Below are 20,188 nucleotides of genomic sequence, written 5' to 3' on the forward strand. Positions count from 1 at the left end.
CCATGGGTGTCTCCACCTCGTCCCCGGAAAAGGGGATTTCCGTCGTCACGGTCGACTACCCACCGGTGAACGCGCTGCCGGTGCGCGGCTGGTTCGACCTGGCCGACGCCCTGCGCGCGGCGGGCCGCGACCCCGGCGTCCGGTGCGTCGTGCTGACGGCCGTGGGGCGCGGTTTCAACGCGGGCGTGGACATCAAGGAGATGCAGCGCGAGACCAGGGACAGCGGGGGCCATCGCGCGCTCATAGGGGCGAACCGCGGCTGTTTCGAGGCCTTCGCCGCGGTCTACGAGTGCGAGGTCCCCGTCGTCGCGGCGGTGCACGGCTTCTGTCTGGGCGGCGGGATCGGGCTGGTGGGGAACGCGGACGCGATCGTGGCGAGCGAGGACGCCACGTTCGGCCTGCCCGAGCTGGACCGTGGCGCCCTCGGCGCGGCCACGCATCTGGCCCGCCTGGTCCCGGGCCACCTGGTGCGCGCGCTGTACTACACCTCGCGCACGGCGACCGCCGCCGAGCTGCGCGCGCACGGCTCGGTGTGGCGGGTCGTGCCGCGCGGGGAACTCCTGGGCGCCGCGCTGGACCTGGCGCGAGAGATCGCCGCCAAGGACGGCGAGCTGATCCGGCTCGCGAAGGCCGCGCTCAACGGCATCGACCCCGTGGACGTGCGCCGCAGCTACCGATTCGAGCAGGGCTTCACCTTCGAGGCGAACCTCGGCGGGGTCGCCGACCGTGTCCGCGGCACCTTCGGAAAGGAGGGGGTCGACAGGTGAGCGACAAGACGATGACCACCGACGAGGTGATCTCCCGGCTCCACAGCGGGATGACCCTGGGCATCGGCGGCTGGGGCTCGCGCCGCAAGCCGATGGCCCTGGTGAGAGCACTGCTGCGCACCGGGATCACCGATCTCACCGTGGTGTCGTACGGCGGCCCGGACGTCGGCCTGCTCGCCGCCGCGGGCCGGATCCGCAGGCTCGTCACCGCCTTCACCACCCTCGACTCGATCCCGCTCGAACCGCACTACCGGGCGGCGCGCGAGCGCGGGGCGTTCGAGCTGATGGAGGTCGACGAGGCGATGTTCATGTGGGGCCTGCACGCCGCCGCGAACCGGCTGCCCTTCCTCCCCGTCCGGGCCGGGCTCGGCTCGGACGTGATGCGGGTCAACCCCGGCCTGCGCACGGTCACTTCGCCGTACGCCGATGCCTCCTCGGGGGTGCGGGAGGAGCTCGTCGCCATGCCCGCCCTGCGCCTGGACGCGGCCCTGGTCCACATGAACCGCGCCGACCGCCTGGGCAACGGTCAGTATCTGGGCCCGGACCCGTACTTCGACGACCTGTTCTGCGAGGCGGCCGACGCCGCGTACGTCTCGTGCGAGCGCGTGGTCGACACGGCGGAGCTCACCAAGGAGGCCGCCCCGCAGACCCTGCTGCTCAAGCGGTCGAGCGTGACGGGCGTCGTCGAGACGCCGAACGGCGCGCACTTCACGTCCTGCGCCCCCGACCACGGGCGCGACGAGCCCTTCCAGAAGCTGTATGCCACCACGCCGCACGCCGAGTTCGCCGCGCGCTTCCTCGCCGGCGACGAACAGGCCTACCAGTCCGCCGTACGGGCCTGGCACGAGGAGCAGCGATGAGTCCCGCATCCACTCCCCCGCCCGGTACCCCCGCAGCCGTGGTCACCCGCGCCGAGTACTGCGTGATCGCCTGCGCCGAGGCCTGGCGGGACAACGGCGAGGTGCTCGCCAGCCCCATGGGCTCCATCCCCTCCATCGGCGCCCGTCTCGCCAAGCGCACCTTCTCCCCCGATCTGCTGCTGACCGACGGCGAGGCGATGCTCGTCGGCCTCGACGGCACCCCGGAGGGCTGGCTGCCCTACCGTCAGCACCTCACCATGGTCACCGGCGGACGTCGGCACGTGATGATGGGCGCGAGCCAGCTCGACCGCTTCGGCAACCAGAACATCTCCTGCATCGGTGACTGGTCCAGGCCCACGCGCCAGTTGCTCGGCGTGCGCGGCGCGCCGGTCAACACCCTGAACAACCCGACCAGTTACTGGGTCCCCAGGCACTCGCCGCGCGTCTTCGTCGAGCGGGTCGACATGGTGTGCGGGGTGGGGTACGACCGTGCGGCCGCCGCGGGCCCGAGCGCCAACCGCTTCCATCGCATCCCGCGCGTGGTGAGCGACCTCGGTGTCTTCGACTTCGCCACCCCCGACCACTCGATGCGGCTCGCCTCACTGCACCCGGGCGTCACCGTGGAACAGGTGCGGGAGGGCACGGGCTTTGGGCTGTCGGTCCCCGACGGGGTGCCCCGCACCCGCGAACCGACTCCCGAGGAGCTGAGACTGATCCGCGAGGTCATCGATCCGGGCGGCGCCCGGGACCGAGAGGTCAGGAGCTGATGGAGACCGCGCTCACCCGCCTCGTCGGTGTCCGTCACCCCGTCGTGCAGACCGGCATGGGCTGGGTCGCGGGCCCCCGCCTGGTGTCGGCGGCGGCGAACGCGGGAGCGCTGGGCATCCTGGCCTCCGCGACGATGACCCTCGACCATCTGAGAGAGGCCATACGCGAGGTCAGGTCCCGTACGGACGCGCCGTTCGGGGTGAATCTGCGCGCCGACGCCGGGGACGCGGGCGAGCGGGTACGGATCATCGTCGACGAGGGGGTACGGGTCGCGTCCTTCGCCCTCGCGCCCTCCCGCGAGCTGATCACCGAGCTGAAGGAGGCGGGTGTGGTCGTCGTCCCCTCCGTCGGGGCGCGCCGGCACGCCGAGAAGGTGGCCGCCTGGGGCGCGGACGCGGTGATCGTGCAGGGCGGCGAGGGCGGCGGCCACACCGGCGACGTCGCGACGACGGTGCTGCTGCCGCAGGTGGTGGACGCGGTGGACATCCCGGTGGTCGCGGCGGGCGGTTTCCACGATGGGCGGGGACTGGTCGCGGCGCTGGCGTACGGGGCGGCGGGCATCGCCATGGGCACCCGTTTCCTGCTCACCTCGGACTCGACCGTTCCAGCCGCGGTGAAGGCGCGGTACCTGGCGGCGACGGTCAGGGACGTCACGGTCACGACGGCCGTGGACGGCCTCCCCCATCGCATGCTGCGTACGGACTTCGTCGACTCCTTGGAGAGGTCCGGCCGGACGCGGGCCCTCGTCCAGGCCGTCCGCCGGGCCGCCGGCTTCCGGCGGATCTCCGGCCTGACCTGGTCGCGGATGGTCCGCGACGGACTCGCCATGAAACACGGCAAGGAGCTGACCTGGAGCCAGGTGCTGCTCGCCGCGAACACGCCGATGCTCCTGAAGTCGTCGATGGTGGACGGGCGCACGGACCTGGGGGTGATGGCGTCGGGGCAGGTCGCGGGGGTGATCGAGGATCTGCCGTCGTGCAAGGAGCTGGTCGACCGGGTGATGGCGGAAGCCCGGGAAACCCTCGGCGCCCTGGCGGTCGTGGGTGCTTCGACGCCCGGATGACCGAGTCGGCCGAACAGCCTCGGGGGCCGGCGTGCGCCCCCGAGGGTCAGAGCCGTTCGATCCCCGGGCCTCAGAGCCTTTCGATGATCGTCACGTTCGCCTGGCCGCCGCCCTCGCACATCGTCTGGAGGCCGAACCGGCCGCCGGTGCGCTCCAGTTCGTGCAGGAGCGTCGTCATCAGCTTCACGCCCGTCGCCCCCAACGGATGACCCAGCGCGATGGCGCCGCCGTTGACGTTGACCTTCTCCGGGTCGGCGCCGGTCTCCTTGAGCCAGGCGAGGACGACCGGGGCGAAGGCTTCGTTGATCTCGACGAGGTCGATGGCGTCGAGGGACATGCCGGTCTTCTTCAGGGCGTACGCGGTGGCCGGGATGGGCGCGGACAGCATGCGGATGGGGTCCTCGCCGCGTACGGAGAGGTGGTGGACGCGGGCGCGCGGGGTCAGCCCGTGCTCCCGTACCGCCCGCTCGGAGGCGAGCAGCATCGCGGCGGCGCCGTCGGAGACCTGGGAGGAGCAGGCGGCGGTGATGGTGCCGCCCTCGACGACCGGCTTCAGGCCCGCCATCTTCTCCAGTGAGGTGTCCCGGCGCGGGCCCTCGTCGGCGGTGACCTCGCCGTAGGCCACGGTCTCGCGGGCGAAGCGGCCCTCGTCGAGGGCGCGGATCGCCCGCCGGTGCGAGCGGAGGGCGAACTCCTCCTGGTCGCGGCGGCTGATGCCCCACTTGGCGGCGATCATCTCGGCGCCGGCGAACTGGTTGACGGGCCGGTCGCCGTAGCGCGCCCGCCAGCCCTCGCTGCCCGCGAAGGGGCCTTCGGTGAGGCCGAGGGGTTCGGCGGCCTGGCGGGAGGCGAAGGCGATGGGGATCTGGCTCATGTTCTGCACTCCGCCCGCGACCACCAGGTCCTGGGTGCCGGACAGGACGCCCTGGGCGGCGAAGTGCACGGCCTGCTGGGAGGAGCCGCACTGCCGGTCGACGGTGACGCCCGGCACCTCCTCGGGGAGTCCGGCCGCCAGCCAGCAGGTGCGGGCGATGTCCCCGGCCTGCGGCCCCACGGTGTCCAGACAGCCGAAGACGACGTCCTCGACGGCGGCCGGGTCCACTCCGGAACGCTCGACCAAAGCCTTGAGGACATGCGCGCCGAGGTCGGCCGGGTGGACACCGCTCAGGCCTCCCCCGCGCCGCCCGACGGGCGTACGGACCGCTTCGACGATGTAGGCCTCGGCCATGACAACTCCCTCGCAGACATGGGGTATCGCAGATATGGGCTATGCGCGTACGGAGATGCCGTCCAGCACCATCGACAGGTACTGCCGGGCGATCTCCTCGGGGCTGTGCTGTCCGCCGGGCCGGTACCAGGACGCGGCGACCCACACGGTGTCGCGCACGAAGCGGTAGGTGAGCCGGATGTCGAGGTCGGCCCGGAAGACCTCGGCGGCCACGCCGCGCTCCAGCGTGCTCAGCCACGCCTTCTCGAAGTTGCGCTGCGAGTCGGCGAGGAAGGCGAAGCGCTGCTGGGCGGCGAGGTGCCGGGACTCCTTCTGGTAGATGGCGACGGCGGCACGGTGCCGGTCGATCTCCCGGAACGACTCGGTGACCAGGGCCTCCAGCGTCTGGCGCGGGCCGAGTTCGGCGTCCAGGACGGCGTCGTAGCCCTCCCAGAGCTCGTCGAGGAAGGTCCGCAGGATCTCCTCCAGCATCGATTCCTTGGAGTCGAAGTGGTAGTAGAGGCTGCCCGCGAGCATCCCGGCCTCGTCCGCGATCTTGCGTACGGTGGTGGCGTTGTAGCCCTGCTCGGCGAAGACCTCCGCGGCGGTGTCGAGGAGTTCGCGGCGCCGCTCGGGGGTGGCGGTCACCTGGGGCTTCTTCTTGGTAGGCACGGTTCCATTGTGGTCCCAGGGGTACCGGCCGACGGCGCCCTAGGCATGCTGGCTGCTGACGGAGACGACTTCGCCGGTCATGTACGAGGAGTAGCCGGACGCCAGGAACACCATCACGTTGGCCACCTCCCAGGGCTGGGCGTAGCGGCCGAAGGCCTCGCGGCCCGTCAGTTCCTCCAGCAGCTCGGGCGTGGTCACCTTCACCAGGTGCGGGTGCATGGCGAGACTCGGTGACACCGCGTTGACGCGCACCCCGTACTCGGCGGCCTCGACGGCCGCGCACCGGGTGAGCGCCATGACGCCCGCCTTGGCGGCGGCGTAGTGCGCCTGACCGGCCTGGGCGCGCCAGCCGACGACGGAGGCGTTGTTGACGACGACTCCGCCGCGGCCCTGGTCCCTGAAACGGCGCAGGGCGGCCCGGGTGCACCGGAACGTGCCGTTCAGTGTCACGTCCAGCACTCTCGACCACTGCTCGTCGGTCATGTCGACGAGGGCACAGGTGCCGCCGAGGCCCGCGTTGTTGACGACGATGTCCAGGCCGTCGTGGAGCTCTCCCGCCAGGGCGAAGAGGGCTTCCACCTGCTGCTCGTCCGTCACGTCGCACGGCAGCGAGGCGACGTGCGCCGCGCCGAACTCCGCGGCGAGTGCCTCTTCGCTCTCTTTGAGGCGGCGGACATGGGCGTCGCTGATGACCACCCGCGCCCCCTCCTCCAGGAACCTGCGCGCCGTCGCCCCGCCGATGCCCGCGCCCGCGGCGGCGGTGATGACGGCGGTGCGCCCGGTCAGCAGCCCGTGCCCGCTGACGTACGCCGGACTCTCGACGTCGCTCATACCTCCACGCTAACCTACCAAACACTTGTTAGGGAAGGTGCTGCCGATGGATCTGACCCTCTCCCCCGCCGACGAGGCCTTCCGCGCCGAGGCCCGGACCTGGCTCGCCGCCCATGTGCCACGGGCGCCCCTTCCGTCCCTGGAGACCGAGGAGGGCTTCGCGGCGCACCGCGTGTGGGAGGCCGAACTCGCCGCGGACCGCTGGTCGGTGGTGTCCTGGCCGGAGGCGTACAGCGGCCGGGGCGCGGACATCGTGCGCTGGCTGGTGTTCGAGGAGGAGTACTACGCGGCGGGTGCACCGGGCCGGGTCGGCCAGAACGGCATCAACCTCCTGGCGCCCACCCTCTTCGACCACGGCACGGAGCAGCAGCGCGCCCGGATCCTGCCCTCCATGGCCGGCGGGGAGGTCGTCTGGGCGCAGGCGTGGTCCGAGCCGGAGGCGGGGTCCGACCTGGCCTCGCTCACCTCGCGCGCGGTGCGTACAGCCGGGGGCTGGCGCTTGAGCGGGCAGAAGACCTGGTCGTCGCGGGCCGCCTTCGCCGACCGCGCGTTCGGTCTCTTCCGCAGTGAGCCGGGTACACCGAGGCCTCATCAGGGCCTGACCTACCTGATGTTCGACCTGCGCGCGCCCGGGGTCACCGTGCGCCCCCTCGGCCGTCTGGACGGCAGACCGGCCTTCGCCGAGGTCTTTCTCGACGAGGTCTTCGTCCCGGACGAGGACGTGATCGGCGAGCCGGGCGCGGGCTGGCGGGTCGCCATGTCGACGGCGGGCAACGAGCGAGGACTGACGCTGCGTTCACCGGGCCGCTTCCTCGCCGCCGCGGACCGGCTGGAGGCCCTGTGGCGCGGTCGCGCCGACCCCTCGGACACGGCGCTGCGCGACCGGGTGGCCGACGCGGTGATCGGCGCCCGCGCCTACCAGCTCTTCACCTACGCGGGCGCCTCCCGCTTTCTGGACGGCGGGACCATCGGACCGGAGGCCAGCCTGAACAAGGTCTTCTGGTCCGAGTACGACATCGCGCTGCACGAGACGGCCCTCGACCTCCTCGGCCCGGACGGCGAGTGGGCGGAGTCGGACTGGTCCGAGGGGTACGTCTTCTCGCTCGCCGGTCCGATCTACGCCGGCACCAACGAGATCCAGCGCGACATCATCGCCGAGCGCCTGCTCGGCCTCCCGAAGGGCCGCCGCTGATGCGCTTCCTCCTGGACCCGCAGCAGCGGGCGTTCGCCGACTCGCTGGACGCGATGCTGACGGCCGCGGACACCCCCTCGGTCGTACGGGACTGGAGCCGCGGCGACCACGGCGGCGGCCGTGCGCTGTGGTCCCGTATCGCCGAGGTGGGCGTGTTCGCGCTCGCGGTGCCGGAGGCGTACGAGGGGATGGGCCCGCATCCGGTGGAACTGGCCGTGGGTTTCGTCGAGCTGGGACGGCACGCGGTGCCCGGCCCGCTGGTGGAGACGGTCGCGGCGGCCGCCCTGCTGGCCGAGCTGGCGGACCCCGTGCCCGCCGGGCGGCTGCTCCCGTCGCTGGCCTCGGGCGAGGCGTCGGCGACGCTGGCCCTCGACGAGGCGTACGCGCTGGACGGCGACGCGGCGACCACCCGCCTCGCCCTGGCGGCCGACGGACTGCGTCTGGCCCCCGGCCACGGCCCGGTACGCGCCTCCCTGGATCCCGCCCGCCGCCTCACACCGCTCACACCAGGCGGTGAACTGCTCGCCTCCGCCCCTCCCGTCGCCCATGCCCTCGTCTGGGCCCGGCTCGCCACCGCCGCCCAGGCGCTCGGCGTCGGTCTCGCGCTCCTCGACCGGACCGTCGCGTATGTCAGGCAGCGCACCCAGTTCGGTGTCCCCGTCGGCTCGTTCCAGGCGGTGAAGCATCGCCTCGCCGACGCGAAGATCGCCCTGGAGTTCGCGCGGCCGCTGCTGTTCGGGGCGGCCCTGACGATGGCGCCCGCCGACGTGGCCGCGGCCAAGGTCACGGCCTGCGAGGCCGCGTACGCCACCGCGCGCACGGCGCTCCAGTTGCACGGCGCGATCGGCTACACCGCGGAGTACGACCTGTCCCTGTGGCTGGCCAAGGCCCGTGCCCTGCGTACCGCGTGGGGCACTCCGGCCGAGTGCCGGGCCGAGGTGCTCAGTGGTGGTGCTCGCCGCTGGTGAGCTCCCGGTACTCCTCCGGCGTCGGCTTCGGGATCTGGGTGTCGGGCCCGTACATGGCGCGGGCGAGCCGGGCGCGCAGCCTGCGGCCGGGGCCGACCCGGCGGGCGACGCCGCCCGCGTCCACGAGCGGTCCCACCTCGTACGGCGGGGGCTGCTCGTGCTGGGTGAGCGTGAACCGCTGCGCCGGGGTGAGCGGTTCGTGCACCTCGACGTACTCACCGTGCGGAAGCATCCGGATGACCCCGGACTCCCTTCCGTGCAGCACCTTGTCGCGGTCCCGTCGCTGCAGGCCCATGCAGATCCGGCGCGTGACGACGAAGGCGAGGGCCGGGGCAACGAAGAAGGAGACCCGTACGAACCAGGTGATGGCGTTGATGGAGAGGTGGAAGTGGGTGGCCCACAGGTCGTTGCCACCGCCGACCAGGAGCACTCCGTACAGCGTCAGCCAGGCGACACCGAGCCCGGTGCGGGTGGGGACGTTGCGCGGCCGGTCCAGGATGTGGTGTTCCCGTCTGTCCCCGGTGATCCACGCCTCGAGGAACGGGTAGACGGCGATGGCGGTCATGATCAGCGGGAAGAGGGAGAAGGGGATGAACACACCCAGTTGGAGGGTGTGGCCCCAGGCGTTGATCTCCCATCCCGGCATCACCCGGATGAGCCCCTCGGAGAAGCCGAGGTACCAGTCGGGCTGTGCGCCGGTCGTCACCAGATCCGGCCGGTAGGGGCCGAAGGCCCAGACGGGGTTGATGGTCGCGATCGCCCCCATCATCGACAGCACCCCGAAGACGAGGAAGAAGAACCCGCCCGCCTTGGCCATGTACACCGGCATGAACGGCATCCCGACGACGGACTTCTGGTCGCGTCCGGGCCCCGGGTACTGCGTGTGCTTGTGATAGAAGACCAGGATCAGATGAGCGATCACCAGGCCCAGCATGATGCCCGGCAGCAGGAGGACGTGGATCGGGAAGAAGCGCGGAATGATGTCGTGGCCCGGGAACTCGCCTCCGAAGAGGAAGAAGGAGAGGTACGTTCCCACGATCGGGACCGACAGGATCGCGCCCTGGGCGAAGCGGACGCCGGTGCCGGAGAGCAGGTCGTCGGGGAGCGAGTAGCCGGTCAGGCCGGTGATCAGGCCGAGCATCAGCAGGGTCCAGCCGAACAGCCAGTTGACCTCGCGGGGCTTGCGGAACGCGCCGGTGAAGAAGACGCGCATCATGTGCACGAGCATCCCGGCGAGGAAGACGATCGCCGCCCAGTGGTGGATCTGCCGGACCAGGAGTCCGCCGCGCACCTCGAAGCTGATGTGGAGGGTGGACTCGTAGGCGCGGGTCATGAGGATGCCGTTGAGCGGCTCGTACGGGCCGTGGTAGACGACCTCGGAGGCGCTCGGCTCGAAGAAGAGCGTGAGGTAGACGCCGGTCAGGATCAGGATGAGGAAGCTGTAGAGGCAGACCTCGCCGAGCATGAAGGACCAGTGGTCCGGGAAGACCTTGCGCATGTTGGCCTTGGCCAGCGCGTAGAGGCCGAGCCGTCCGTCGGCCCAGTCCGCCACCCGCTCACCCGCCGGCGTCTCGCCCCTTCGCCCCGCACGTGAAGTCCCTTGTCCCGGACCGGAGTTGATCTCTCCCGCGACCATGGGCCACCCCCTCGGCCCACCAGAGTGGCACGACACCTCCCCGAAGCCAACGGCGCGTCACCCCTCACCTGTCCCTCCCCCGGGCGGGTTTCGTCCGCCGCCGGTGGGCGGGGTCTGGGCGCGCAGTTCCCCGCGCCCCTGACGGGGCGCTCTTGTCGCCGCCGGTTCACGTCTTCAGCCCGTCCGGCGTTCGAGGACGAGGCCGTTCGGGGCGATCGGGGGTCTGGGGGCAGAGCCCCCGGGAACGGGATGGGACGGGTAGGGGCGGCGGGGGCGAGAAACCGGGCGGGGGCTCAGGCGCTCGACGCGAGGGTGATCACGGCGGTGCGGGCGGTTGCGTGGAGTGTTGTCTTCTCGTTCGTCAGGAGCACGGCGTCGTAGCGCCCGAGAGTCACCCCGCCCGCCTCGGCCGCGCCGTCGAGGGCGACGACGAGGACGGCCGGACCCGCCGGGAGGGCGAGGGACCGCCGGGGGTCGGCGACCGTGACGGTGGGGGTCGCGGCGGCGCCCCGGTGCCACATGACGTTGAGGTTGACGACCGGGCCGCCGATCAGGCGGCAGTCGGTCGGCAGGTCACCGGGGAAGCGCTGCGGAACGAACCGCGTGTCCACCCGGCGCTGTTCACCGCCGACCGTCAGGTCCATGCCCTCGCCCTCGACCATGGTGAGGATCCGGTCCACGTCGGCGAACGCCGAGAACGGCCCGTCGGAGCCGACGTCGGCCAGGCTCACCCGCCACTCGAAGTCCCCCATGTCCGCGCCCTCGGGCCGCGCGACGATCTCGCGCGTCACCCCGCCACCGTTCTTCCAGGGCACGGCGACCCGCCCGGCGGCCGGCAGGACACACACGGTCACCGGACGATCCCCCGCTCGCGCGCGGCCGTCAGCCACTGGGGGAAGTCGCCCACGATCCGGTCGTACAACTCGGCGTCGGAGACCTCCCGAGGCTGCGAACCGGCGTGGAAGAAACCGGCGTTGTCGACGACCCGCCTCTGCGGCACCGGCAACTCGTCAAGTGTGCGCAGGAACTCGAACTGCTTGCTGTCCGCGTCACCGAACCCTATGAACTGCCAGAACAGCGGAAGCTTCGCCGCCTTGCACAAGTACCGTTCGGCGGCGAGCTTGTTGATGGGGCCGCCGTCGGTCTGGAAGACGACCAGGGCGGGGTCCTTGGAGCCGCTGTCGAGGTAGTGGTCGATGACCGCGTCCATGGCCAGGTGGTAACTGGTCTTCCCCATGTGGCCGAGCCCGGCCACGATCTTCTCCACCCGCCCCTGATGGTTGTCGAGCGCGATGTCCGTGACCGCGTCGATGTCCGTGGAGAAAGTTCCACCTATGGTCCCCTTGAAGGAGCACACCACGGAGGGGCCATGACGACCACCGCACGCGAGTACCTCAGGGTCAGTAAGGGCAAGGGGCGCATCGCCCGCTCGATCACAGATCAGCATCGGGACAACGTATCGGCCGAGCAGGAACACGGCCCGTGGACATGGGGCGAGGCGTACCGCGACACGGGCAGCGCGAGCAAGTTCGCACGCAAGGGGCGTGACGACTTCGACCGGCTGATGTCCGATCTCCAGTCCAAAGACTTCGGTGAGCCGGGGACCGTGCTCGTGTTGTGGGAGATCTCCCGCCTTGCCCGCGAGACGGGCAACGGCGTGGCCCTGGTCGACGCGGCCGAGACTGGCGGCTACCTGATTCACATCACCTCGCACGAGCACACCTACAACCCCGCCAACTACCAGGACCGCCATTCCCTGATCGGCGGCATCAACGATGCCGAAAAGGAGGCACGTCTCCTCAGCGTCCGTACGCTGCGCGGTGTGAACTCCGCACTGGATGAAGGCCGACCGCACGGGAAGACACCATTCGGATACGCCCGGGACTATGAGCTGATCGACGGCCGTCCACGGCCGGTACGGCAGTACCCGGACCCCGATGAGGCGCCGTTGGTCCAGGAGCTGTTCCGGCGCGTGCTCGGGGGGCCTGAAAAGGCGGCAGAGTCCATCCGGTCCGTCGCAATGGACTGGGAGCGGAGGGGCGTGGTCTCTCGCGAGGGTGGCGTTCGGTTCTCGCCGCAGAACCTCCGCCAGATGCTCATGCGTAAGGCGTACATCGGCGTGCGTGTGCACGGCGCCAGTGAGCGCCCCGGCAACTGGGAACCGCTCATCGAGCCGGAGACATTCGAGGCCGTACAACGGCTACTCGCCGACCCCACGCGAAAGTCGCACACCACGAATGGCGTGCGCCATGTGCTGACAGGCACGCTGCGCTGTGACGTGTGCGGCGGGCGCATGACCGTCTTCAAGGGTGGCGACTCCCATCAGCGCAGTCCGGCGTATGTCTGCCACGCGTACGCGCATCTGAGGATCGATAAGGCGGACGCCGACGCATTCCTGATCGGCGATGCGGAACACCCGGGCGTGATCCTGGCCTACCTGTCACGAGCGGACGTGGCAGCGGGTCTGTCCGCCTCCGGCGACGACGGCGAGGTATCCGCCGTGCGCGCCGATATCGCCACCGCACGGGCCAGCCTGGAGGCTTTCGAGGCAGAGGACCCGGAGACTCCGGCAGAGGCGCGGCTCATCGCCCGGAAAATCGGAAAGCTGGAGGCGGATATCAGGGAGCTGGAGCAGCGGGAACGGGCGCTCACCGCACCGAATCCCCTGGCGTCCATGTTCGAGGTTGGCCCCGGTGCAGCGGAGCGCTGGACGGCCACGGAGGTCACCGCACAACGCGCCGTCGCGGCCATGCTGTTCTCCCCTGAGATCCTCGGCCAGGTACGCATCCGGCGCGTGGCCGACAGCCCCTCAGAGGCCGTACAGGACCGGATCTATTTCGTGCAGGCCAACTGACCCAGCGCACACCGGAGCCCGCCCCAGGCCTTATGCCAGGGGCGGGTTTTTCGCTGTAAGCGAACATGGCGCCTTCGTTTTGCTTCCGTCGGAAGGTGCAGGCATTGTCTCTGGGCCGGAGGAGAGCCGGTGCACGTCGACGGGGTGTCGGTGTGCACTTATGCCACTTCCGGAGGAGACCGTGGCTGTTGAAGAGTCCGGCCAGACATGGACTCAAGTCCGATCCCGCATTGCCTATACCAGGCGGCACAACCCTGACGCGGACGTCACTGACGACCAGCGCACCTTGGCTGCAATGCAGCTTGAAAAGCACATCCGCCGGATAGTCGACGCTGCGCCCCCATTGACCCCCGAACAGCTAGAGCGGCTCCGTTCGCTCCTGGCTCCGCCTACGGCGGCATGACCCATGTTCGAGCCGGGGCACGTCGGTGTCGGCGGGAATGACTGGTCAGTCTTCACGACCGAGGACGAGACCGAGGAGATCTCGGAGTTGACCGTCTCGGAGGCCGAGGAGTTCCCGGAGTCCCCCGCCATCGAGGACGGCGCCTGAGCCGGAAACAGAAGTGCCTCGGCTCAGGTAACCGAGGCACTTCCCGCGACCATCCGCGACCCGAGGGAAGGTGAAAAACCAGCATGGCATGACGTAAGTACCTAGGACCGGTTTCGAGGAGAGGAGCCCTCGCTATCTGCGGGGGTCTGAGTACCGGGTCCGACAGCAACAGCGACAGGTACGACCGCAACAGCAAACCGCCCCGGAGAGGGAGAGGAATCCCACCGGGGCGGTCTCACAGAATGCGATGTATCAAGCATGGCATACCCCATCGAGGGCCTGCCCTCGAACAATCCTCTCCTCCGGGCGGCATTGACCTACGCCCGAATGGGCTGGGCCATCTTCCCTCTGCGTCCGCTCTCGAAGGTTCCCGCCACCCAGAACGGGTTCAAGGACGCCACCACCGATCCGGCCGTCATCACCACGTGGTGGACCGAGAACCCGAACGCCAACATCGGTATCGCTACCGGCGCCTCGAACCTGTTCGCCGTCGACGTGGACACGAAGGGCAACAAGGTTGGCGCCGAGACCTTGAAGTCCCTCACCGAGGAGTACGGCGAACTCCCGTCGACGTACACGGTGCAGACATGGTCCGGTGGCTGGCAGCACTACTTCCAGATGCCGGAGCCTCGCCTCAAGAACTCCACGGGCACCGATAAGGCAGGGCTCGGGCCGGACATCGATACCCGGGGCGATGGCGGGTACGTCGTTGCCGCACCGTCCGTGGTGGAGGACAACGACGTACGCGGCCAGTACCGCGTCACGGTCAGGGAGAAGCCTGCCGAACTCCCCGTGTGGATCCCCGAGAAGCTGAGTAAGCCACGAAAGCTCTACGTGGCCCCAGGGCGGCCTACCGCGCCTCCGGTGGACCGGCGGACCGGAGAGATCCTGGAGGACTTCCAGGGGACCCCTGAGGGGCTGCGCAGGCGCATGGACGCCTATCTCCAGGAGATCCGGGATGAGCCCGTCGGCGGACGCGGCGAACCCTGGGTCGACGGAATCGCACTGGAGTTGAGCCACTACGTCCCATACCAGCTCCAGGAGGACGAGTTGCGGGCCGCGCTGTACGCGGCCGTGGATACCTGGCAGGACCACGCCGAAAGGGGCCGGTTGGGTGTCGACCACGGCCTACGGCACATCGGTAAGCCAGAGCATGTGACCTGGATTTGGGAGGAGCGACGAATGCGACGCGCTGCGCCACGTACCAGCGATCAGTTCGAGGATTCATACCTGGCGGAATCCGTAGTGGCCAATGTGCTGGCCGGTACCTATCGCTACGTGCCGGGCCTGGAATGGAAAGCCTGGACTGGCCAGGTGTGGCGCAACTGCGATGAGTTGGAGGTGGCTGAACAAGTCCGGCAGTGGGCCGTCCAGCAGTACAAGGGTGCGTTGGACCAGGAGCGCCAGGAGCCGGGCAGCGTCCCCGGGGACGTCCTCACCGGATGGCGCCGGACATTGAGGGCCGACAAGCAGATCGTCGTCCTGAAGATGGCCAGGGGCTTCGAGGGTGTGTTCACCATGCCGGAGGAGTTGGACCGCGACCCTGACAAGTTGAACGCTCAGAACGGCGTGGTGGACCTGATCACGGGCGAACGTCTGCCCCATGACCCGGACTTGCTCATGACGAAGATTGCAGGCGCGGAGTATCGCCCTGGCTATCGGCATCCGGATTGGGACAAGGCATTGGAAGCAGTGCCGGAGGACACGCGGGAATGGCTTCAACTCCGGGAGGGCCAGGCGGCCACGGGCTACCGCCCACCGGACGGGGTTTTGGTGGTCTCCCAGGGTTCCGGAGAGAACGGAAAGACCACCAAGAACGAAACGATCATGAATGCCCTGGGCGACTACAGCACGCTGCTTTCAGACCGCGTACTGATGGCCGACCCATCGGCGCATCCGACCGAACTCATGGACCTGATGGGGGTTCGGTACGCGGTCATGGAGGAAACGCCGGAGGCCCGTCGACTGGACACGCAACGGCTCAAGCGCACGGTTGGCACACCAAAAATCAAGGCCAGGCGCATGCGCCAGGACTCGGTGGAATTCACCACGACGCACGCCATGTTCATCTCGACCAACTTCCGGCCGGAGATCACGGAGACCGACCACGGCTCATGGCGACGGGTGGCACTGGCCGTCTATCCCTATAGGTTCCGAAAGCCGGGAGAGGCGATGGTTACGCCTTACGACCGGCCAGGGGACCCGGGGCTGCAATATCGGTGCGAGACGGATCCGGACATCCACGCGGCGGCTCTCGCGTGGCTCGTTGAGGGCGCGCAGCGCTGGTATGCGGCAGAGAGGGTTATGCCGCCGCTTCCTGAGCGGGTCGCGGCCGACACCCTGAACTGGCGTAGGGAGCTGGATGTCGTCCTGGCTTTCAGTGCCGACGTGCTGATATTCGAGCCTGGCCACCACGTCCACGGCGGGGACTTCAAGGACGAGTTGGACGCCTACCTCATCGGCAAAGGCATGAACACCTGGAGCGAGAGGACCGTCGCGGCCCGCTTCGAGAGCCATGAGGCGATGAAGGAACACGGCGTCGAATACAAGAAGGTCCGGGCGAATCCGCAGCGCTCACGCAGCCAACGGCAGCGCCATGCAGTGGAAACGAACCCGTACCTCACCATCCCCGGCGGGGCCACCTACAAGGCATGGACCGGCGTCCGATTCCGCACCGTCGCGGACGACGCCGACGAGTGGGTTGAGACCGCCGACCAAGATCATGTTCTCGATGTTCCCGATTCCCCGGTAACTCCACAGGAAGAGGCTTTCCACGGGAGGAACGGAGCTATCGAGAACATCGGGAACATCCCTGGTCAGAGCGAGCCGCCTTCCCCTGGCGAGCCCCTTCCTCATGCGCGCGCACATGCGCGCGACCCGCGCCCTGGCCGTCCGTTCGTACCCCCGGGTGGCAACACGCCACCCGCCGCATAACCGAGGAGAGAAGAAGCATGACCACGCACGAAACTGATGGCGCCTACCTGTCCCACCTGATGGTCGCCTACCACTGCGGCGTATCCCAGGAGGAGCGCCCGATGGCCGAACTGATTGCCAGGCTCGAAAGCTCCTCGCGCATCCTGGCGCGTGTCCAAGTGGGAGTGGAGGAGCGCACGAACGGCTACCCCTATGCGGCCGTCATCTTCGATGCCGCAGGTCTGGTTAAGGCCGTCAGGCGTGAGTCTGAGCCAGCGGGACGCGTCGCCTCCCGGCTCTTCGACCGAATAGCCGAAGACATCTACAGCCGGGCTCAATCCTTCTATGGCGGAGTGAGTCCGCTGCTCGACCTGGGCCGGGCGTTTGTCCGCAGCGACGACCCCGCCGCATAAGCACGTGGCCCCTGGGGGCATCCAGGGGCCACGCATCCAGTTCCTCTCCAACGCCAGTAGAAGAAGGAGGCCGATCCTATGGCCACCCTCACCGAGATCGCCACGTGCGCCGCTACGCGGCCACGCCAGACCGATAACCCCTGCCGACTGAGGGCAGGCCACCTATGGGCACACCATGACCGTCTCGGCCGTACGTGGTGGAACTCCCAGGGTGCCCCGACGCTAACGCGGTACGTGCGTCCGGGGGAGTTGCACACTGCTCCGTCTTCCGGCCGGTATCTCGCGCCGGGTAAGCGCGAGGAGGCTGCACGTAGGGCCGAGGAGTTCGAGGCCTACTGCGCGGCGTACGTCGTCGCCTAGACCGAGGGTTTCGAGCGCTTCTCGCGCTCGGTCTTCGAAGTAATGGCAGAGACCCTAAAGGCCTCGGCCGGCTCGGGGGTCCCGATATCCCGTAGATTGCTTTCGGCGACCACCCGGCCCGCCTGAAAGAGAAAGACCGGAGGAGCCCGCCTAGATCCCCAGCTAGGTGGTGGCAGAAGGGTGTGTGTCGTGAGCTACGACATGGGTTATTACGGCGGTGGCGATGGCTACGCCGACTATCAGGAGCAGTACGAAGAAGAGCCGCAGATGCCCTCGCAGAGGCGAGGGGGACAGAGTCTGCGGAACTACGCCCAGCGCGTAGATGCAGAGAACCAGGATCTGAAGCGACGGCTGACGGAGCTGGAGGAAGCGAACCGCGATCTGCTCCAGCAGCCACCCGGTTACGCACCTCAGAACAGCCAGCAGCCGAACAACGTCCTGGCGCGAGAGCAGTACCGCCCGCCCCAGTTCACCCAGGCCGAAATGCTGGACATGCAGCGGATGCGGGAATCGGGAGTCCTTGGTGTTGCGGCTCCGGCGGGCACTGATGGCGAGCAGATTGCCCGCATCAATGCGTGCAAGAGCCCGGATGAATTGACCGCCTACCTTGCGAGCCAGGGCAACGCGAACCTCACGAGCTACAACGGAAGGGGCTGGGAGTGATGGACGCCAATACCTCCCCGGAGGGAACTGTCACCCGAGCTGTTCCCGGCACGGATCTCTCTGGAGATCCTGGCCACGTGGGCAGCTCTCAGCCGATGGCTTCCCTGAAGGGCGGATGTTCTGCGGCACCGACACAGCAGCCGCTCGGCAGTGCCAATACCGGCGCGCAGCGACCGGGACCGAATGCCATGGACACGGAGTCTCCCAGCTCCGGTTCCATGGGCGAGACCAACGCGACGTACACCCCCCGGGTCTGACAGGTGGACTGAGCAGGTCTGACACCTGCCGGTAATTCACTCCTGGTCCGTAATAAGGCCATGGCTTCTCGGGCGTGATGAGCCTGGTAGGTGCACAGAAGAGATCCCCCGAGGTTGCGGCTCGGGGGATTTTCTTTGTTCGATTCCAGGGACTCTGAAATGCCCATAAAGGCGCCTCTGGAATACCCAGTTCATGCACACAGTGCAGTTATTGACGTTCCTGCGGACCAATTGCCGACATTTCTACGGTCAGGCAGTGCATTTGAGCTGCAATGCAGGCGCTGGGCACGGAACTGAGACGACTGTCTGCACGTCCCCTGCACATGCCCTCCCCGCCCGTCCCTGCCCCGGACACACAAAGGGCCACCCTGCGAGGGGTGGCCCAGTGTCAGGAGTGCGGCTACGCCGGGGGACTTGACTCGCTCCGCCGTGCAACCCAGATGCGCGTCATGATCCGCAGTAGGTCCGGGTCGATGATCTCCACCAGGTGGGCATGGTCGCGGTGCGCCCACACGGTCCAGCCGGGGCCGGAGTTGCCCATGTCATGGGCGACGGCCACCGCGTCAGCAGAGTCCGTGATCACCCCGTCGCAGTAGCGGCACACGTGCGGGGTCACGACGCGTCCTCCCGAGCCTGGCGGCGTGCCCGCCGGTAGGCCTGGGAGAGCTGCTCTGCGTCCACACAGAGCGTCTCGGGGGGCTCGGGGGCCAGGCATACGCCGCATCCCGCGCAATGCTCCAGGAGGGCGCTGTACGCGGCCTGTGCCGGAGGTTCGGTCGCGGGTGGGGTGGCTGTAGCTTTCGGCATGTCGACCTGCTCTCTCAGGTTGGCCATGCCCCGGGAGTCCTGATCCGACTCGCCGGGGTCCTTCCGTGGTCGACCGTACTACCCCCGACTACCCCTGTCGGTAGCTATGGCAGGACCAGGGCAGTCGCCTAACGTCCTGATCATGAGTGCCATTGACCGCGAGGGACCCGTACCGCCGTACCGGCAGATCGCTGCCGACCTACGGGGGCAGATCACGGACGGCACGATCCCCGTTGGCCGCCGCATCCCGAGCCTGGTCGAGCTGGAGGCCACCTACGGGGTGGCCCGCGACACCCTGCGCAAGGCCATCCAGGTACTCAAGGATGAGGGGCTCGTGGAGACCGTCGCGGGTATGGGCGTCTACGTCATCAAGGCCCAGCCGCCGCAGGCGTAAATGTCGACAATCTGAGGGGTCTGGCGCGCGTGCGCGGGGGTGCTCCAGTCCAGCCCAGCGGCCCCGGTTTAATACCCCCGGGTCAGCCCTCCGGACTCAGCCCGCTGACCTGCGGCGATGCGCGCCAGCGGCGCGGCGGGACGTTCGCTCCCGCTTTGCTCCAGCTCCGCCGCAGGCCTGGCCCAGGCCGCTGGCCTGCCAGTTCTGTCTATGTGTACAGACTGTGCTTCGTTGCTCAGCAACGAAGAGCAAAGCAGGCAACGGGCAGGCCAGGTGACAGTCAAGGCCAGGCAATGCAGCCATGCCTGCGTGATGCATGTATGCCCTGTGAAACTGCATGTGGCCACCGGGCGCGCAGCCTTCGGACCTGATGTCCATCAGGATGGAGCGCTTGCCGACCGACATCACGCCCCACGACTACGGCGTGAGCCTGGCCGTCCGTGGCCCCGTGCCAGCCTCCGGCGCCATGGCTGGCCACCGGGACGCAGGGGCTGCACTGGACCCACTCGGGGGCGCTCAGCCGGGGAGGAATCCAACTACGGGGCGTAGCGGAAAGCGTGCCGCTCAGCACCCCTTGCCGATCATGGTCCGATTCGCTTGAGTGAATCGCTCTGACCTGCGGGTTCCTTGATCACACCTTGGTCACTCTCCGTCGTACCAACTGTGAAGAGTTGTCCGTGGAGAAGAAGACGACCGGGACGGTGCCGTCGTCGTCGAGGTGCGCCGACAGGCCGAGCACCCGGTCCGCCAGCGCCTGCACACTGCCGTCCTTGTAGTACGGCTTCATCGACCCGGAGTAGTCGACGACCAGGTACACCGCGGCCCGCTGTCCGCTCAGCCCGTGCTTGGTGAGGGAGACGCCGGCGCTCTTGTACAGACTGACCAGCGCGGGCGCGGTCTCCTCCACCTTGGTGAGGCTGATTCCGGCCATGCGGGGGCTCCCATCACGCGAGGGTTGCGGAAACGCCGAGATTACGGCACCGGCAGCCCCTGCCGTCCCCCTCCCACATGGG

At 68.9% G+C, this 20,188-nt stretch carries 19 protein-coding genes and 2 pseudogenes; 12 read left to right on the top strand and 9 right to left on the bottom strand.

From position 1 onward, the window contains the following. The first annotated feature begins 2 nt into the window (after positions 1-2). From ACIRA5_RS22460 to ACIRA5_RS22475, 4 genes are read left to right on the top strand one after another with little or no spacing between them, the layout of a single operon-like run. Entirely contained in the window at positions 3-767 is a 765-nt protein-coding gene (locus tag ACIRA5_RS22460) for an enoyl-CoA hydratase family protein (protein ID WP_403693194.1), read from the top strand. Next, positions 764-1,627 (top strand): CoA transferase subunit A, encoded by an 864-nt coding sequence (locus tag ACIRA5_RS22465; protein WP_403693195.1) that lies wholly within the window; start codon positions 764-766, stop codon positions 1,625-1,627. Before ACIRA5_RS22460 ends, ACIRA5_RS22465 begins: the two co-directional genes overlap by 4 nt. Next, positions 1,624-2,394: a CoA-transferase subunit beta gene (locus ACIRA5_RS22470; protein ID WP_403693197.1), complete on the top strand. Its 771-nt coding sequence runs from the start codon at positions 1,624-1,626 to the stop codon at positions 2,392-2,394. Before ACIRA5_RS22465 ends, ACIRA5_RS22470 begins: the two co-directional genes overlap by 4 nt. Next, on the top strand, positions 2,394-3,458 hold the full coding sequence (locus ACIRA5_RS22475; RefSeq protein WP_403693199.1) for an NAD(P)H-dependent flavin oxidoreductase: 1,065 nt from the start codon (positions 2,394-2,396) through the stop codon (positions 3,456-3,458). Before ACIRA5_RS22470 ends, ACIRA5_RS22475 begins: the two co-directional genes overlap by 1 nt. 70 nt (positions 3,459-3,528) lie before the next feature. On the opposite strand, the gene ACIRA5_RS22480 is transcribed toward ACIRA5_RS22475, so the two are convergent. Genes ACIRA5_RS22480 through ACIRA5_RS22490 form a run of 3 tightly spaced genes read right to left on the bottom strand, consistent with a single transcriptional unit; the run spans position 3,529 to position 6,168 of the window. Then, positions 3,529-4,686: an acetyl-CoA C-acetyltransferase gene (locus ACIRA5_RS22480; protein WP_403693201.1), complete on the bottom strand. Its 1,158-nt coding sequence runs from the start codon at positions 4,684-4,686 to the stop codon at positions 3,529-3,531. Between the two features lie 39 nt (positions 4,687-4,725). After that, positions 4,726-5,337, bottom strand: a complete 612-nt coding sequence (locus ACIRA5_RS22485; RefSeq protein ID WP_403693202.1) for a TetR/AcrR family transcriptional regulator — start codon at positions 5,335-5,337, stop codon at positions 4,726-4,728. A 39-nt stretch (positions 5,338-5,376) separates the two neighbouring features. Further along, a complete protein-coding gene (locus tag ACIRA5_RS22490; protein ID WP_403693203.1) occupies positions 5,377-6,168 on the bottom strand; it encodes an SDR family oxidoreductase in 792 nt (263 codons plus the stop codon). A 46-nt stretch (positions 6,169-6,214) separates the two neighbouring features. On the opposite strand from ACIRA5_RS22490, the gene ACIRA5_RS22495 reads away from it, so the two are divergent. Both ACIRA5_RS22495 and ACIRA5_RS22500 read left to right on the top strand, forming a co-directional pair. After that, entirely contained in the window at positions 6,215-7,360 is a 1,146-nt protein-coding gene (locus ACIRA5_RS22495; RefSeq protein ID WP_403693205.1) for an acyl-CoA dehydrogenase family protein, read from the top strand. Next, positions 7,360-8,328 (top strand): acyl-CoA dehydrogenase family protein, encoded by a 969-nt coding sequence (locus tag ACIRA5_RS22500; protein WP_403693207.1) that lies wholly within the window; start codon positions 7,360-7,362, stop codon positions 8,326-8,328. The genes ACIRA5_RS22495 and ACIRA5_RS22500 overlap by 1 nt, the downstream gene beginning before the upstream one ends. Here ACIRA5_RS22500 and ACIRA5_RS22505 read toward each other — a convergent pair. The 3 genes and pseudogenes from ACIRA5_RS22505 to ACIRA5_RS22515 form a co-directional block, all read right to left on the bottom strand. Beyond that, on the bottom strand, positions 8,303-9,964 hold the full coding sequence (locus ACIRA5_RS22505; RefSeq protein WP_403693208.1) for a cytochrome bc complex cytochrome b subunit: 1,662 nt from the start codon (positions 9,962-9,964) through the stop codon (positions 8,303-8,305). The genes ACIRA5_RS22500 and ACIRA5_RS22505 overlap by 26 nt on opposite strands. 293 nt (positions 9,965-10,257) lie before the next feature. Continuing rightward, positions 10,258-10,818, bottom strand: coding sequence for a HutD family protein (locus tag ACIRA5_RS22510; RefSeq protein ID WP_403693210.1), 561 nt, complete (start codon positions 10,816-10,818; stop codon positions 10,258-10,260). Next, positions 10,815-11,288 (bottom strand): annotated as a pseudogene (locus tag ACIRA5_RS22515) (VWA domain-containing protein); the annotation flags it as partial. The pseudogene ACIRA5_RS22515 and the gene ACIRA5_RS22510, both read right to left, overlap by 4 nt. 45 nt (positions 11,289-11,333) lie before the next feature. On the opposite strand from ACIRA5_RS22515, the gene ACIRA5_RS22520 reads away from it, so the two are divergent. The 5 genes from ACIRA5_RS22520 (at position 11,334) to ACIRA5_RS22540 (ending at position 17,717) form a co-directional block, all read left to right on the top strand. Then, positions 11,334-12,818: a recombinase family protein gene (locus ACIRA5_RS22520; RefSeq protein ID WP_403693212.1), complete on the top strand. Its 1,485-nt coding sequence runs from the start codon at positions 11,334-11,336 to the stop codon at positions 12,816-12,818. Positions 12,819-13,224: 406 nt separating this feature from the next. Continuing rightward, complete coding sequence (locus ACIRA5_RS22525) at positions 13,225-13,368, top strand: hypothetical protein (protein ID WP_403693214.1); 144 nt, start codon at positions 13,225-13,227, stop codon at positions 13,366-13,368. A 258-nt stretch (positions 13,369-13,626) separates the two neighbouring features. Continuing rightward, positions 13,627-16,302: a phage/plasmid primase, P4 family gene (locus tag ACIRA5_RS22530; RefSeq protein ID WP_403693216.1), complete on the top strand. Its 2,676-nt coding sequence runs from the start codon at positions 13,627-13,629 to the stop codon at positions 16,300-16,302. A 17-nt stretch (positions 16,303-16,319) separates the two neighbouring features. Further along, complete coding sequence (locus tag ACIRA5_RS22535; RefSeq protein WP_403693217.1) at positions 16,320-16,694, top strand: hypothetical protein; 375 nt, start codon at positions 16,320-16,322, stop codon at positions 16,692-16,694. A gap of 549 nt (positions 16,695-17,243) precedes the next feature. Then, the gene (locus tag ACIRA5_RS22540; RefSeq protein WP_403693218.1) at positions 17,244-17,717 is read left to right on the top strand and encodes a hypothetical protein; all 474 of its coding nucleotides are present in this window, start codon (positions 17,244-17,246) and stop codon (positions 17,715-17,717) included. Positions 17,718-18,374: 657 nt separating this feature from the next. Here the strand turns inward: ACIRA5_RS22540 and ACIRA5_RS22545 are convergent. Next, positions 18,375-18,590: a hypothetical protein gene (locus ACIRA5_RS22545; protein ID WP_403693219.1), complete on the bottom strand. Its 216-nt coding sequence runs from the start codon at positions 18,588-18,590 to the stop codon at positions 18,375-18,377. Further along, positions 18,587-18,808 carry a hypothetical protein gene (locus ACIRA5_RS22550; protein WP_403693221.1) on the bottom strand — a complete coding sequence of 74 codons (222 nt, stop codon included), beginning with the start codon at positions 18,806-18,808 and terminating at the stop codon, positions 18,587-18,589. Before ACIRA5_RS22550 ends, ACIRA5_RS22545 begins: the two co-directional genes overlap by 4 nt. Before the next feature lie 115 nt (positions 18,809-18,923). On the opposite strand from ACIRA5_RS22550, the gene ACIRA5_RS22555 reads away from it, so the two are divergent. Beyond that, on the top strand, positions 18,924-19,175 hold the full coding sequence (locus ACIRA5_RS22555) for a GntR family transcriptional regulator (RefSeq protein WP_403693223.1): 252 nt from the start codon (positions 18,924-18,926) through the stop codon (positions 19,173-19,175). A 673-nt stretch (positions 19,176-19,848) separates the two neighbouring features. Here ACIRA5_RS22555 and ACIRA5_RS22560 read toward each other — a convergent pair. Further along, a pseudogene (locus ACIRA5_RS22560) lies at positions 19,849-20,106 on the bottom strand (VWA domain-containing protein); the annotation flags it as partial. Positions 20,107-20,188 lie beyond the last annotated feature (82 nt).

The sequence above is a fragment of the Streptomyces sp. NPDC096311 genome, assembly GCF_044763085.1.
Classification (GTDB): Bacteria; Actinomycetota; Actinomycetes; order Streptomycetales; family Streptomycetaceae; genus Streptomyces.

Excerpts from the sequence above, each read along its gene's own strand:
- ACIRA5_RS22460 (WP_403693194.1), top strand. The coding sequence starts at position 3 with ATGGGTGTCTCCACCTCGTCCCCGGAAAAGGGGATTTCCGTCGTCACG.
- ACIRA5_RS22470 (WP_403693197.1), top strand. The coding sequence starts at position 1,624 with ATGAGTCCCGCATCCACTCCCCCGCCCGGTACCCCCGCAGCCGTGGTC.
- ACIRA5_RS22475 (WP_403693199.1), top strand. The coding sequence starts at position 2,394 with ATGGAGACCGCGCTCACCCGCCTCGTCGGTGTCCGTCACCCCGTCGTG.
- ACIRA5_RS22480 (WP_403693201.1), bottom strand. The coding sequence starts at position 4,686 with ATGGCCGAGGCCTACATCGTCGAAGCGGTCCGTACGCCCGTCGGGCGG.
- ACIRA5_RS22490 (WP_403693203.1), bottom strand. The coding sequence starts at position 6,168 with ATGAGCGACGTCGAGAGTCCGGCGTACGTCAGCGGGCACGGGCTGCTG.
- ACIRA5_RS22495 (WP_403693205.1), top strand. The coding sequence starts at position 6,215 with ATGGATCTGACCCTCTCCCCCGCCGACGAGGCCTTCCGCGCCGAGGCC.
- ACIRA5_RS22500 (WP_403693207.1), top strand. The coding sequence starts at position 7,360 with ATGCGCTTCCTCCTGGACCCGCAGCAGCGGGCGTTCGCCGACTCGCTG.
- ACIRA5_RS22505 (WP_403693208.1), bottom strand. The coding sequence starts at position 9,964 with ATGGTCGCGGGAGAGATCAACTCCGGTCCGGGACAAGGGACTTCACGT.
- ACIRA5_RS22520 (WP_403693212.1), top strand. The coding sequence starts at position 11,334 with ATGACGACCACCGCACGCGAGTACCTCAGGGTCAGTAAGGGCAAGGGG.
- ACIRA5_RS22525 (WP_403693214.1), top strand. The coding sequence starts at position 13,225 with ATGTTCGAGCCGGGGCACGTCGGTGTCGGCGGGAATGACTGGTCAGTC.
- ACIRA5_RS22530 (WP_403693216.1), top strand. The coding sequence starts at position 13,627 with ATGGCATACCCCATCGAGGGCCTGCCCTCGAACAATCCTCTCCTCCGG.
- ACIRA5_RS22535 (WP_403693217.1), top strand. The coding sequence starts at position 16,320 with ATGACCACGCACGAAACTGATGGCGCCTACCTGTCCCACCTGATGGTC.
- ACIRA5_RS22550 (WP_403693221.1), bottom strand. The coding sequence starts at position 18,808 with ATGGCCAACCTGAGAGAGCAGGTCGACATGCCGAAAGCTACAGCCACC.
- ACIRA5_RS22555 (WP_403693223.1), top strand. The coding sequence starts at position 18,924 with ATGAGTGCCATTGACCGCGAGGGACCCGTACCGCCGTACCGGCAGATC.